At 66.1% G+C, this 12,925-nt stretch carries 12 protein-coding genes; 11 read left to right on the top strand and 1 reads right to left on the bottom strand.

Translation table 11 applies throughout. The features are described from left to right. Positions 1 to 20: 20 nt before the first annotated feature. Genes sufC through ICJ04_RS04845 form a run of 5 tightly spaced genes read left to right on the top strand, consistent with a single transcriptional unit; the run spans position 21 to position 4,228 of the window. Positions 21 to 785, top strand: coding sequence for a Fe-S cluster assembly ATPase SufC (sufC, locus tag ICJ04_RS04865; protein ID WP_188326425.1), 765 nt, complete (start codon positions 21 to 23; stop codon positions 783 to 785). After that, the gene (sufD, locus tag ICJ04_RS04860; protein WP_188326424.1) at positions 785 to 2,047 is read left to right on the top strand and encodes a Fe-S cluster assembly protein SufD; all 1,263 of its coding nucleotides are present in this window, start codon (positions 785 to 787) and stop codon (positions 2,045 to 2,047) included. Before sufC ends, sufD begins: the two co-directional genes overlap by 1 nt. Further along, positions 2,044 to 3,300, top strand: coding sequence for a cysteine desulfurase (locus ICJ04_RS04855; RefSeq protein ID WP_188326423.1), 1,257 nt, complete (start codon positions 2,044 to 2,046; stop codon positions 3,298 to 3,300). The genes sufD and ICJ04_RS04855 overlap by 4 nt, the downstream gene beginning before the upstream one ends. 59 nt (positions 3,301 to 3,359) lie before the next feature. Continuing rightward, positions 3,360 to 3,899 carry a GNAT family N-acetyltransferase gene (locus ICJ04_RS04850; RefSeq protein ID WP_188326422.1) on the top strand — a complete coding sequence of 180 codons (540 nt, stop codon included), beginning with the start codon at positions 3,360 to 3,362 and terminating at the stop codon, positions 3,897 to 3,899. Then, a complete protein-coding gene (locus ICJ04_RS04845; protein WP_188326421.1) occupies positions 3,896 to 4,228 on the top strand; it encodes a non-heme iron oxygenase ferredoxin subunit in 333 nt (110 codons plus the stop codon). Before ICJ04_RS04850 ends, ICJ04_RS04845 begins: the two co-directional genes overlap by 4 nt. On the opposite strand, the gene ICJ04_RS04840 is transcribed toward ICJ04_RS04845, so the two are convergent. After that, the gene (locus ICJ04_RS04840) at positions 4,225 to 5,289 is read right to left on the bottom strand and encodes an ornithine cyclodeaminase (protein ID WP_188326420.1); all 1,065 of its coding nucleotides are present in this window, start codon (positions 5,287 to 5,289) and stop codon (positions 4,225 to 4,227) included. The two genes, ICJ04_RS04845 and ICJ04_RS04840, sit on opposite strands and share 4 nt — an antisense overlap. Before the next feature lie 430 nt (positions 5,290 to 5,719). On the opposite strand from ICJ04_RS04840, the gene ICJ04_RS04835 reads away from it, so the two are divergent. The 6 genes from ICJ04_RS04835 (at position 5,720) to ICJ04_RS04810 (ending at position 12,924) form a co-directional block, all read left to right on the top strand. Next, on the top strand, positions 5,720 to 5,902 hold the full coding sequence (locus ICJ04_RS04835; protein ID WP_188326419.1) for a hypothetical protein: 183 nt from the start codon (positions 5,720 to 5,722) through the stop codon (positions 5,900 to 5,902). A 116-nt stretch (positions 5,903 to 6,018) separates the two neighbouring features. Continuing rightward, positions 6,019 to 8,343 carry a catecholate siderophore receptor Fiu gene (locus tag ICJ04_RS04830; RefSeq protein WP_188326418.1) on the top strand — a complete coding sequence of 775 codons (2,325 nt, stop codon included), beginning with the start codon at positions 6,019 to 6,021 and terminating at the stop codon, positions 8,341 to 8,343. 57 nt (positions 8,344 to 8,400) lie between these two features. Further along, positions 8,401 to 9,078 (top strand): Fe2+-dependent dioxygenase, encoded by a 678-nt coding sequence (locus ICJ04_RS04825; protein WP_188326417.1) that lies wholly within the window; start codon positions 8,401 to 8,403, stop codon positions 9,076 to 9,078. A 162-nt stretch (positions 9,079 to 9,240) separates the two neighbouring features. Beyond that, a complete protein-coding gene (locus ICJ04_RS04820; RefSeq protein WP_188326416.1) occupies positions 9,241 to 9,639 on the top strand; it encodes a hypothetical protein in 399 nt (132 codons plus the stop codon). A gap of 147 nt (positions 9,640 to 9,786) precedes the next feature. Beyond that, entirely contained in the window at positions 9,787 to 12,168 is a 2,382-nt protein-coding gene (locus tag ICJ04_RS04815) for a TonB-dependent receptor (RefSeq protein ID WP_188326415.1), read from the top strand. Between the two features lie 117 nt (positions 12,169 to 12,285). Beyond that, entirely contained in the window at positions 12,286 to 12,924 is a 639-nt protein-coding gene (locus tag ICJ04_RS04810; protein ID WP_188326414.1) for a PepSY-associated TM helix domain-containing protein, read from the top strand. Position 12,925: the final 1 nt, after the last annotated feature.

Genomic DNA, 12,925 nt, shown 5'->3' with positions numbered 1-12,925 from the left:
CTGACAAGACGATTATCGACATGCTGAAGATCGACAACCTCCACGCACGCATCGGCGACAAGGAAATCCTCAAGGGCCTGTCGCTGGACGTGAAGCCCGGCCAGGTGCACGCCATCATGGGTCCCAACGGCGCCGGCAAGTCCACCCTGGGCAATGTGCTGTCCGGTCGCGAAGGCTATGACGTCAGCGAAGGCAGCGTGCGCTTCGAAGACGCCGACCTGCTGCAGCTGTCGCCCGAAGAGCGCGCCGCCGCCGGCCTGTTCCTGGCCTTCCAGTACCCGGTGGAAATCCCCGGCGTCAACAACACCTATTTCCTGCGCGCCGCGCTGAATGCCCAGCGCCGTGCGCGCGGACAGGACGAGCTGGATTCGATGCAGTTCCTCAAGCTGGTGCGGCAGAAGCTCGCCGTGCTGCACCTGAAGGATGAGCTGCTGCACCGCGGCGTCAACGAAGGCTTCTCCGGCGGCGAAAAGAAGCGCAACGAGATCTTCCAGCTGGCCGTGCTGGAGCCGAAGCTGGCGATCCTGGACGAGACCGATTCGGGCCTGGACATCGATGCGCTGAAGAGCGTGGCCGATGGTGTCAATGCGCTGCGCAGCCCGGAGCGCTCGTTCCTGGTCATCACCCATTACCAGCGCCTGCTCGATTACATCAAGCCGGACTTCGTGCATGTGCTGGCGGACGGCCGCATCGTCCAGTCCGGTGGCCCGGAGCTGGCCCTGCAGCTGGAAGAGCACGGGTACGACTTCCTGAAGAATCGCGTGGTGCCGGAGGCGGCGGTCTGATGAGCGCACTGCTGGATTCACTGGCTGCCACCTTCAGCGGCAGCGCTGCGCGCCGCGAGGTGCTGGATGCCGCGCTGCATGACGGGCTGCCCGGACCGCGCACCGAAGCGTGGAAATACACCTCGTTGCGCCAGTTGGAGCGCCGCAGCTTCAGCGCCGCGCCTGCCGTGCCGCCGGCACTGGACGTGGCACTGCTGGACGACATCCCGGCGCCGCGCCTGGTCTTCGTCAACGGCCGCCTGCATGACGGACTGAGTGACACGCACGGGCTGCCGGCCGGCGTGGTGCTGGAACCGCTGTCGGCTGCCCTGGCCGCTGGCGAAGACAGCGCGCGCTTCCTTGCGCGCCGTTACGAGCGCAGCGACGAAATCTTTGCCCGCCTGAACGGCGCGCTGGCCGATGAAGGCGTCGTGCTGCGCGTGGACGACGGCGTGCAGCTCGATGTCCCGGTGCAGCTGGTGTTCGCCAGCGTGGCCGCAGACACCGACCTGGCCTGGCACCATCGCACGCTGATCGAGCTGCGCGTCGGCGCACAGCTGGGTATCGTTGAACACCAACTGCAGGTCGGCGACAGCGCCCATCTGGACAACAGCGTGGTGCATGTCCACCTGGCCCAGGACGCGGTGCTCAAGCACGCCCGGGTGCAGGCCGGCAGCGCGCGACAGACCAGCTTCCTGCGCACCGATGCCGTACTCGCACGCGATGCGCAGTATCACCGCGTGGACCTGGAACTGGGTGCCGCACTGAGCCGTCATGAGCTCAACGTGCGCCTGGAAGGCAACAATGCGCACCTGACCGCCAACGGCGTGCTGCTGGGAACCGGCCGTCGCCATGTCGACACCCGCCTGGGCATCGAGCACATCGCGCGCGACACCAACTGCGAACTGCTGTGGCGCGGCGTGGCCGCCAACCGCAGCCGTGTGGTGTTCCATGGCGGCATCCACATCCGCGAAGGCGCCGATGGCACCGACGCCAACCTGTCCAACAAGAACCTGCTGCTGTCCGCCGACGCCGAGATCGACAGCCAGCCGACGCTGGTGATCGATGCGGAAGAAGTGAAGGCCGCGCACGGCGCCACCGTCGGCCAGCTCGATGCCAACGCGCTGTTCTACCTGCGCTCGCGCGGCTTGCCTGCAGAAGAAGCCAAGGCCCTGCTCAGCGCCGCGTTCTGCCACGAGCCGTTGAAGGTGCTGCCCGATGCGCTGCGCGAGCAGCTCGGCCGCCGTTTGGACCGCGCACTGGTCGAGGCAGGCGTGGCATGAACCTGACCACCCCGCGTCCGCAGGCTGACACCGCTACCGCGCCGGACTGGGACCGCGTGCGGCAGGACTTCCCGCTGCTGATGCGCGAGGTTCACGGCAAGCCACTGGTGTATTTCGACAACGCCAACACCGGCCAGAAGCCGGTGCAGGTGATCGGCGCGGTGGATGAGTTCTACCGGCGCTACAACGCCAATGTCAGCCGGGCGGTGCACGCCCTGGGCACCGAGGCCACCGATGCCTACGAGGGCGCACGCGACAAGCTGGCGCGTTTCCTCAATGTGCGCGCCAGCGAACTGGTGCTCTGCAGCGGCACCACCTTCGCGCTGAACCTGGTGGCCTATTCCTGGGCCCTGCCGCGGTTGAAGGCCGGTGACGTGATCCTGGTGTCGCGCATGGAGCATCACGCCAACATCGTGCCGTGGCAGCTGGTCGCCGAGCGGACCGGTGCAACGGTCCGCGTGGCCGAGATCACGCCCGCAGGTGCGATCGACCTGGAGGCGATGCGCAAGGCAATGACCCCCGAGGTCAAGCTGCTCGCCATCGCCCATGTGTCCAATGTGCTGGGCACCGTGAACCCCGTGCGTGAGATCTGCCGCGAAGCCCGCAAGCGCGGCATCGTCACCGTGGTGGATGGCTCGCAGGCCGTACCGCATCGCAAGGTGGACGTGGCGGCGATCGGCTGTGATTTCTACGCCATCACCGGCCACAAGATGTGCGGCCCGACCGGGACCGGCGCACTCTGGGCGCGTCGCGAGCACCTGGACGCGATGCCCCCGTTCCTCGGCGGCGGCGAGATGATCAAGGAAGTCAGCTTCGAGGGCACCGTGTTCAACGAGGCCCCGCACAAGTTCGAAGCCGGCACCCCGAACATCGCCGGCTTCATCGGCCTGGGCGTGGCGGTGGATTACCTGGAATCGCTCGGACTTGCCCATGTGGAAGCGCGCGAGGCGGAGCTGCTGGCGCATTTCACCGAGGAGCTGCAGAAGATCGACGGCCTGCGCATCTTCGGCACCACGCCGGACAAGGCGGCGGTGGTGTCGTTCCTGATCGAAGGCGCCCATGCACATGACCTGGCCACCCTGCTCGACCTGGAAGGCATGGCGATCCGGTCCGGCCAGCATTGCGCCCATCCGCTGCTGCAGTACTACGGTGTGGCGGCCACCTGCCGCGCATCGCTGGCGTTCTACAACACGCATGACGAAGTCGAACGCTTCGTGGTGGCGCTGAACAAGGTCCGCAAACTGTTGGGCTGAGCTGCGTTGCCGTGGTAAGGCAAATGCCGCCGAGCATGGCTCGGCGCTACAATGGCGGCATGAGTACGCTGACCTTCCGCGCCGCCACGCCGGCCGACATTCCCGCCCTTATCGCCCTCGTCACCTCGGCCTACCGGGGCGACGCCAGCCGGGCGGGATGGACCACCGAAGCCGACATCCTGGACGGCGCCCGTATCGATGCAGAGGGTCTGCAGGCAGATATCGCCCGCGCCCGTTCCACCATCCTGGTCGCCGAACGCGATGGCCACCTGCTGGCCTGCGCCCACGTCGCCGATGGCGGCGAGCACGGGTACTTCGGCATGTTCGCCGTAGATCCCACCCAGCAGGGCAGCGGCCTGGGCAAGCAGCTCATTGCCGAGGCAGAAGCGTACGGTGTCCGCGCGTGGGGACTGTCCAGCATGCTGATGACCGTGATCGACATCCGCGAAGAGCTGATCGCCTTCTACGAACGCCGCGGCTACGTCCGTACGGGCATCAAGAAGCCCTTTCCTTACGGCGATGAACGCTTCGGCATCCCCAAGCGCGATGACCTGCAGTTCGAGATCCTGGAAAAGCACCTGTCGGGGCTGCCGCGATGAGCGATGCCTGGACCTTCGTGTGTGCCAGCAACGACCTGCTGCCCGGGGAAATGAAGACCGTTTTCGATGAAGTGACCGGTACGCCCATCGTGGTCTTCAACCTGGACGGCGAGCTGTATGCGCTGGAGGACCAGTGCACGCACGAAGAATTCGAGCTGTCTTCCGGCGAGTTCAATACCGCCGAAGGTAGCATCGAATGCGTGCTGCACGGTGCCCGCTTCGATGTACGCGACGGACGCGCCTTGTGTGCGCCCGCGTACAGCCCTGCACCGAAGTTCCCGGTAAAGCGGGAGCACGACGCGGTCTGGACGCGGGACGACCGGGATTAGGCGCTGCCTGCACCGTGCTCATACAGCCACTGGGCCAGGTAAAGATCCAGCACCGGCAGGCCGACGCAGGTCATCAAGGCGGGACGCGCGGGCGCCGGTTCACCGCGTAGCGTGTGGTCGTGCAGGCTACGGACCCTGAAAAGGCCGGCCAGATCGGACAGACGCAGGTTCTGCCGTGAGAAGTAAAGGGGCAGGCTCTGCGAGTTGCGATGGCACACGCTGTCCACGTCGTCGCAGATCACCGTGCCTCGCGCCAGCGCTTGTTCGATGAAGGCAACCGGCAGTTCATCGCCCCCCAGGTGCAGCACGGCGACGTCCTTGTGCAGCATGTCGGCAGACATGATGGGGCTTCCCGCGTTGGTCGCGGTGATCACCAGATCGGCCTGCATCGGCCCATCCGCACCACTGCGTACATCCAGTCCACTGCGTACATCCAGCCCACTGCGGGCGGCCGCCGCTGTGGCAAAGGCCTCCGCGCTGGCCGGGCGCCGGCTGCAGACCTGGATTCGGCTGATACGCTCGGCGTGATGCGCGTGCAGATCGTCGATGACGCAATCGGCGATGGGCCCCGCGCCGTACAGGCAGACAGAAAACCGCTCCCTGTCGGCAAGCAGGAGGTCGACCGCCATCGAGGCGTAGGCGCCCGTCCTTCGCGCGGACACGGCGGTTCCATCGAACTGGGCCAGGCGTGTCATGGTCAGCTTGTCGTACAGGATCAACTGCGACTGCGAACGCGGAAGCCCCAGCGCGTGGTTGCAGGCATTGGAGCCGACGATCTTGACCGCGCAGTACCGCGCATTCGCGCTCAGCAGCGCGTTGAGCTTCCAGTTCAACCGCTGGTTGCCCGGGCAGGATTCGGCCGCGGTTCGACCCATCAGCGGGGCCAGTTCGTCGTCCTGTGGCTGCAGCACCACCTTGCTGCCGTAGGCGATGCCTGCGGCCATGTGGTCCACGGCGAGGCGCGCGAGTCGGCCGATGGTCTTGGGATCCAGGACCGCGCACGGCGTGGCAGCGGGCTCGGGTAACGTCGCGACATCGCCGCTGGGAAGTGGCAGGTGCATGGGAATGAGCCAGAAGAGCCGATAGTGGCGCTGCAAAGGCTAAGAGGCAGTGCCGTGTGGAATCCTTGACGCAATGCCCTGTGCGGCGAGCGTCTGGGTTGTACGTACCCCCATTTCCGGGATTATCCGACCCTGATGTGACTCACCTCGCAGCAGCGCAATTCTGTAGATGCGAATAGTTCGCGTTACTGCTACGATTTGTAACATTGTGTGTCGGAACCCGTTCTGCGTGAATCCTGGCCTGCCCTGTCCTTCGGATCCTTCCGCCCCTCCGCATTGCGGAGCGTGGGTAGCGTGGGCTGTGGTGATGGTGCTGCTGCTCTGGCAGGTCGCTGGCGCCGGTGTGGTCCCGCTGCACGCCGACCGGCACAGCGCTGTGCTTCGAGCGGCTGACCCGGCACCCTATCCAGGCGTGCCCTTCGAGCAGGCCATGAGGGCGACCGAAGCCGAACCGGAACCCGGCCGCAACAAGCCGCCGAGCATGAAGCCGGTCGCCCCCACGGCACTGTTCGCACGTGCGGCAGCCAAAACGCAGGCACCGGTCGAGGCGCTGGCGTTCCACGCGCAACGGCCGCGTCGTCCGCTGGGTCAGGCGCCTCCGCGCGACACCTGACCGCCGTCGCCCGCGGGCTTCGGCGCAATCCCCATCTGCACGCCGCCGGCCGTTGGCCAGGCGCAGCCCTGTTGTGACCTGGCGGGTAGCTACCCGCCATTACCGAAGCCCTGCCCATGAATCCGATCAAGAGCCGCAAGCATGCCGCCCCACTCCGTCGCCTGCCGCTGGCGACCGCCAGTCTGGCCGCGGGGCTTGGCCTGGCCGCCCTGCCCTCGCTTGCCTTCGCCGATGACAACGACGGCGCACGCACGCTGGACAAGGTCGATGTGCACGCCACGCGCGGCTACAAGGCCGACAAAGTCGCCTCGCCGAAGTTCACCCAGTCCCTGCAGGACACGCCACAGACCATCCAGGTGATCACCGCGGACCTGTTCAACCAGCAGGGCGCCACCACACTGACCGAAGCGCTGCGCAACAGCCCGGGCGTGGGCACCTTCTTCGTCGGCGAGAACGGCAACACCGCCACCGGTGATGCGCTGTACATGCGGGGCTTCGATACCTCCAGCAGCCTGTTCGTCGACGGCGTGCGCGACCTGGGCTCCATCTCCCGCGATGTCTTCAACACCGAACAGGTGGAGATCACCAAGGGTCCGGCCGGCACCGACAACGGGCGTTCGGCACCGACCGGTGCGATCAACATGGTCAGCAAGCAGGCCACCCTGCACGATGAAGTATCCGGCACCGCCAGCCTGGGCAGTGACCAGCAACGCCGCGCCACCGCCGACTGGAACCAGTCGCTGGGAGCGACCAGTGCGCTGCGCCTGAATGCCGTGTGGCAGGACAGCGACCAGCCCGGCCGCGACCACGTGAACACCTCGCGCTGGGGCATTGCGCCGTCGCTGGCATTCGGCCTGGGGACGGACACCCGCTACGTGCTGAACCTGCTCTACGTGGACCAGGACAACGTACCCGACGGCGGCGTGCCCACCGTTGGCCTGCCCGGCTGGAGCCCGCAACCCACGCTGGAGGCCCTGGCTGGCCGCCCGGTGGATCCGCAGAACTTCTACGGCACGCGCGCGGACCATGACGAGGTCACCGCGAAGATGGCCACGTTCCGCATCGAACACGACTTCAACGACGCCGTGCGCCTGACCAACACCGCGCGCTGGGGCCGTACCGAACAGGATTACCTGCTCACCGCGTTCATGGGCACCGGCACACGCGCCAGCAACGGCGCGCCGAGCGGAAACATCCGCTATACCGACCGCAACGACCTGTCCACGTATACCATCGCGCGCAGCCTGCCCACGTTGAAAGACCAGCGCAACACGTTGCTGACCGACCAGCTCAACCTGCGCGCCGACTTCGCCACCGGCGCCATCGCGCACAACCTCAGCACCGGCGTGGAATTCACCCGCGAAGAAATGGACAGCTTCGGCCAGGCCGTCACCGGCGGCAGCAGTTGGCCGGCGGCGAATCTGTATGACCCGGACTGGAACGTGGGGGGACTGAGCTGGGCACACAACGGTGCCGATGCGCACGGCAAGACCACCACCTCTTCGGTGTATCTGTTCGACACGCTGCACTTCGGCGAAAGCCTCCTGTTGACGGCTGGCGTGCGCGCGGATCACTACAACACGGAGTACGCCAGCGCCGTGGTCTGCGGTGGCCGCGCGGGCCCCGCCTGTGGCAGCAACCCAGCAGGTACGGTGCTGGGCGTGCCCACCCTGAAAGCCTCGGACACGTTGTTGAACTGGAAGCTCGGCGCGTTGTACAAGGTGGGCGATGCGGCAAGCGTGTACGCGAACTACGCGCTGTCGCAGCAGCCGCCGGGCGGCAGCAATTTCGCCCTCAGCAGTTCGGCCAGCAGCCTGGACAATCCGCGCCTGGATCCGCAGGAAGCGAAGACGTTCGAAGTCGGCAGCAAGTGGGCGTTCCTCGACGATGCGCTGGCATTCAACATGGCGATCTTCCAGACCGATGTGGAGAATGAAATCAACACGCAGGTGCTGGACGATGCGGGCAACCCGACCCAGACCGGTAGCAAGCGCGTGCGGGGCGTTGAACTGTCGGCCGTAGGCCGGCTGACCGACAACTGGTCGCTGTCAGCCGGCTACAGCCATCTGGACACCGAAGTGAAGGAGGGGACGAACGTTGCAGCCGATGGCACAAGCAACCTGACCTATACACCCGATGATGCCTTCACGGCGTGGAGCACGTATCAGCTTCCGTTCGGCCTGACCGTTGGCGGTGGCCTGCGTTACAGCAGCGCGATGCATCGCGGCACGGACGGGGCGGTGGGCACGCCAGCCTTCACCAAGTCCTACACCGTGTATGACGCGGTGCTGTCCTACCCGGTCAGCGACTTCCTGGTGCTGCGCTTGAACGCCTACAACGTGTTCGACAAGCAGTACGTGGCTGCGATCAACAAGAGCGGGTACCGTTACACACCGGGTGCACCGCGTACGTTCCTGCTGAGCGCAGACATCCGTTTCTGAGTCGTCAGGCGCGGGCCGTACACAGCGGCCCGCGCCCTGCCCCACTGGAGCACTTCCATGCTGCTGCACATCCCCGACGTGCTCAATGCTGAAGAACTGGCCGGCCTGCAGGGTCGCCTGCGGTCGGCCGACTGGACCGACGGCCGCGAAACCGTGGGACGGCAGGGCGCGCCGGTGAAGCACAACCAGCAGTTGCCCGACAGCTCGCCGTTGAAAGCGGCGCTGGGCACCACCGTACTGGCCGCGTTGCAGCGCAACCCGCTGTTCTTCGCGGCCGCGTTGCCGTTGAAGATCCTGCCACCCCGCTTCAACCGGTACCACGGTGGCGGCCACTACGGGTTCCACGTAGACGGTGCGGTGATGGCCAACGATGCCGGCGGCTATCTGCGTTCCGACGTGTCGTGCACGCTGTTCCTGTCCGACCCGGACGACTACGACGGCGGCGAACTGGTCATCAGCGACACCTACGGCGAGCACGAGGTGAAGCTGCCCGCAGGCGATCTCATCCTCTATCCGTCCAGCAGCCTGCACCAGGTCAATCCGGTCAGCCGTGGCGAACGCACGGCCGCCTTTTTCTGGGTGCAGAGCATGATCCGCGACGATGGACAGCGCCGCCTGCTGTGGGAGATGGATACCGCCCTGGAACGACTGCGCAGCGCTGACGCAGAGGCGCTTTCGCTGCTGCAGTTGAGCGGGGTGTATCACAATCTCCTGCGGCGGTGGAGCGAGGTGTAGGCGGCATCCCCTCGCATCCGCCACTTCAATAATCGTTCTCATTTGCAACGGCGAACGACTCTCACTACAATCACGCCCCGTGCACGCCGGCATCCGTCGGCTGCCCTATCGGGGTCCACCTGCTTGCGTCATCCGCACCGCCACCATCAACTCGGTACCGCCATGCGCGGCCAGCGTCCTGCGCTGGCCAGCCTGCTGGCGTGGGTGGCGATGCTGGCGCTGTTGCTGGGGTCGCTGGCGGTGGTGTCGCACGAAAGCGTCGTTGACGTGCCATCGGCCCTGCTGCAGATGCCGGTGGAAGAACGCGGTGGTGGCGAACTGCCGCTGCACGAGTCGGCGCCGGCGAAACTGCGTCGCGCTGCGCTGGCGGCCGAGGAAGCCTGCTCCGCGTCCACGTCCGCTACTGAAGCGGGCTGCCTGCGCGGCTGGACGATATTGATTGCGGCGGCCATCGCAGCGCCCGCCGATTCCCGCGACTGGCGTCACGCCAGTGCGCAGCCGCGCCGTGCCGATGCCCCGGGCCGACGCCAGCAACGTGGGCAAGCGCCTCCGCTGGGCTGATCCACCTTCCGTGTCCGCCGCTCAGGCGAACGCGTTGATGCCGTACCTGCGTCCGTTACCCGCCGCCCGCATCGGGCTGTCCCGCCCTGCACCGCATGCCCTGCGCACCGGTGCGGCGCCTTCCTGCATCTTCTCGAGGTTACCGCCATGGCCCAGCGCCATCGTCTGCGTTCGTCCGTTTCCCGTACCGTTCTGTCCAGCGCCCTGCTGTGCGCACTTGCTGCGCCGGCCTTGGCCGACGTCGCCGCGCCGCGCACCCTCGACCAGGTGGTCGTCACCGCATCCGGTTTCGAGCAGAAGATCACCGATGCACCGGCCAGCATCTCGGTCATCACCCGCGAAGAACTGGCCAAGCGTCCCTACATGACGCTGCTGGATGCCGTGCGTGACCTGGAAGGTGTGGACGTGGGCGAGACGCGCGACAAGACGGGCCAAGGCAGCGTCTCGATGCGCGGCATGGGCTCGGATTACACCCTGCTGCTGATCAACGGTCGGCGCCAGAACAACCACGGCGACATCTACCCGAACAACTTCGGTGGCAACCAGTTCAACCACATCCCGCCGCTGGATGCGATCGAACGCATCGAAGTGATCCGCGGCCCGGCCTCGACCCTGTACGGTGCCGATGCGATGGGTGGGGTGATCAATGTAATCACCAAGCGCAACCTGGACAGCTGGCACGGCTCGGCCACCATCGGTCGCACGTTCGAAACCGATGACCAGTTCGGCGATGACACCACGGTCGACGCGTTCCTCACCGGACCGCTGGTGCCCGGCGTGCTCAACCTCAGCGCACGCGCCAGCTGGTACGACCGCAAGGCATCCAATCCGGTGTACTCGCCGTCCACCGATCCGGCCGGCGTCGAGCACACGCGTCCGCTGGGCTTCGGCGCAGGCGGCAAGACGGTGGACAACACCAACAAGGCGGGCGGTGTCAGTCTGGAGTGGAACGTCTCCGACGCGCAGCGCGTCACGCTGGATTTCGACACCTCGCGCCAGGAGTACGACAACTCGGTCAAGATCAACGACGCCGGCGTCGAGGAATACCCGGTCGGCACGGTGGACGGCATCGCCTCCATTCGGCGCGGCAACACCACCACCTGCATCACCCGCCGCAACTGTGTGCGCGCCGATCCGCGGGTGGGCTACAGCGCCAGCCAGGAGTTCACCCGTGATGCGTGGGCGCTTACCCACGAAGGCGACTGGAGTTTCGGCCGCAGCCTGGTGTCACTGGCCCACGTCGCCACCAACAACGATGGCCGCACGATGCCGTTCACCGTCGACGAACGCCGCCAGCTACTGCAGATGCTCAACGCCACCGGCGCATACGCCGGGCAGACCGAGGCACAGCGCCGCGCAACGGCCGAAGCCACCTTCCTGCCACGCCCGAAGCGCACGCTGGAGAGCGCGCAATACACCCTGGATGCCAAGCTGGACATCCCGTTCCAGGCCGCGGGCGAGCACATCGCCGTGGTCGGTGCGCAGGTCATCCGCGGTGAGCTTACCGACGGTGTGTTCGGCATGGAAACCGGCAATCCCGGGCAGACCCAGGACCACAACATGTATTCGGTGTTCGCCGAAGACACGTGGAACATCACCGCGCCATTCGCGCTGACCTACGGCCTGCGCTTCGATGACCACGAAGTGTTCGGCAACCACCTCAGCCCGCGCGTGTACGGCGTCTATACGTTCAACGACGCCTGGACCATGAAGGGCGGCGTCAGTACCGGCTTCAAGACGCCCAAGACCACCCAGCTGTATGACGGCGTCACCGGCTTCGGCGGCCAGGGCACCACGCCGCTGTATGGCAATCCGGATCTGCAGCCGGAAACCAGCACCAGCACCGAACTGGCGGTGTACTGGCAGCATCCCGCAGGCCACAGCGCCAACGCTACGGTGTTCCACAATAAATTCGACGACAAGATCGCCAACCAGCCGTGCGGCCCGGCGCTGACGCTGGCGTGCAGCAGCACCGGTGAGTTCGGCGAGCTCGGCTATGCCAACAGCAACCGCACGGTGAACATCGATGAGGTGGTCATCCAGGGCGTGGAAGTGGCGGGCCGTTGGGCGATCAGCGATCGCTTCGCGTTGCGCGCCAACTACACCTACACCGACAGCGAACAGAAGAGCGGTGCGGAAAAAGGCCTGCCGCTGGGCCTGAGTGCCAAGCACATGGCCAACGCCACCTTCGACTGGCAGGCCAGCGAGCGTTTCAACGTGTTCCTGACCGGCGAGATGCGCTCCAAGCGGTACCGGGGCGTCAGCACCCTCAGCGGACAGCCGCAGTACTACAAGGACTACACCGTCTTGCATCTGGGCGCCTCGTTCGAGGCAACGCAGTGGCTGACGGTCAACGCCCGCATCAACAATCTGCTGGACCGCGACTTCACTACCTACCAGGCCACCTTCAACGACCTGGACGGCGACGGCGCATTCGCTGACGGCACCAACGAGGTGCTGTTCGAAGACGACTACAACAACAAGGACAAGGCCCGCAGCGTCTGGGTGAGCCTGAACTTCTCGTTCTGACGACCCGGGAGTGACGGCCGCGAAGCTTGACGGCCAGCGGCCGTCACTACCCACCTAATTGCGAACTATTCTCATCAATGCTGTAATGCCCCGTCTCCTTGAGCCCTACCCTTCCGCGTGAGCCGTTCCGTCTCTACCTCCGTGCAACAGCAGCAGAGCCGCGGTTTCTGGCTGCGGACGCTGCATCAATGGCACTGGATCAGCTCGGCGGTCTGCCTGATCGGCATGCTGCTGTTCGCGATCACCGGTATCACGTTGAACCACGCGGCGAAGATCGAGGCGACGCCGGACGTGCAGCATCGTCAGCTGTCGCTGCCCCCCACGGTGCTGGGCCAGCTCGGCGACCGCGAAGAGGGCAACGCACCGGTGCCGCGCGCAGTACGCCAGTGGCTGGATGGCGAGCTGGGCACCTCCATCGGCGGCCGTGCCGCGGAGTGGTCGCCGGAAGAAATCTACCTGTCACTGCCGCGTCCCGGTGGCGATGCGTGGCTGAGCATCGACCGTGAAAGCGGCGCGGTGGAATTCGAATCCACCTCGCGCGGCGCGGTGTCCTACCTCAACGACCTGCACAAGGGCCGCAACGCGGGCCCTGCCTGGGGCTGGTTCCTGGATGTGTTCGCCGTTGCCTGCCTGGTGTTCTGCATCACCGGCCTGTTCCTGCTGCACCTGCATGCGCGGCAGCGGCGCATGACCTGGCCGCTGGTGGGCCTGGGCCTGCTGATTCCGTTGCTGATCGCCCTGCTGTTGATCCACTGAC

It is taken from the genome of Stenotrophomonas sp. 169 (genome assembly GCF_014621775.1).
GTDB lineage: Bacteria > Pseudomonadota > Gammaproteobacteria > Xanthomonadales > Xanthomonadaceae > Stenotrophomonas.
This window is presented reverse-complemented; position numbering and strand designations above follow the sequence as displayed.

What these genes read in the sequence shown, in the direction of transcription:
- sufC (WP_188326425.1), top strand. Translation starts at nt 21, where the DNA reads ATGCTGAAGATCGACAACCTCCACGCACGCATCGGCGACAAGGAAATC.
- ICJ04_RS04845 (WP_188326421.1), top strand. Translation starts at nt 3,896, where the DNA reads ATGAGCGATGCCTGGACCTTCGTGTGTGCCAGCAACGACCTGCTGCCC.
- ICJ04_RS04825 (WP_188326417.1), top strand. Translation starts at nt 8,401, where the DNA reads ATGCTGCTGCACATCCCCGACGTGCTCAATGCTGAAGAACTGGCCGGC.
- ICJ04_RS04830 (WP_188326418.1), top strand. Translation starts at nt 6,019, where the DNA reads ATGAATCCGATCAAGAGCCGCAAGCATGCCGCCCCACTCCGTCGCCTG.
- ICJ04_RS04835 (WP_188326419.1), top strand. Translation starts at nt 5,720, where the DNA reads ATGAGGGCGACCGAAGCCGAACCGGAACCCGGCCGCAACAAGCCGCCG.
- sufD (WP_188326424.1), top strand. Translation starts at nt 785, where the DNA reads ATGAGCGCACTGCTGGATTCACTGGCTGCCACCTTCAGCGGCAGCGCT.
- ICJ04_RS04855 (WP_188326423.1), top strand. Translation starts at nt 2,044, where the DNA reads ATGAACCTGACCACCCCGCGTCCGCAGGCTGACACCGCTACCGCGCCG.
- ICJ04_RS04840 (WP_188326420.1), bottom strand. Translation starts at nt 5,289, where the DNA reads ATGCACCTGCCACTTCCCAGCGGCGATGTCGCGACGTTACCCGAGCCC.
- ICJ04_RS04815 (WP_188326415.1), top strand. Translation starts at nt 9,787, where the DNA reads ATGGCCCAGCGCCATCGTCTGCGTTCGTCCGTTTCCCGTACCGTTCTG.
- ICJ04_RS04850 (WP_188326422.1), top strand. Translation starts at nt 3,360, where the DNA reads ATGAGTACGCTGACCTTCCGCGCCGCCACGCCGGCCGACATTCCCGCC.
- ICJ04_RS04820 (WP_188326416.1), top strand. Translation starts at nt 9,241, where the DNA reads ATGCGCGGCCAGCGTCCTGCGCTGGCCAGCCTGCTGGCGTGGGTGGCG.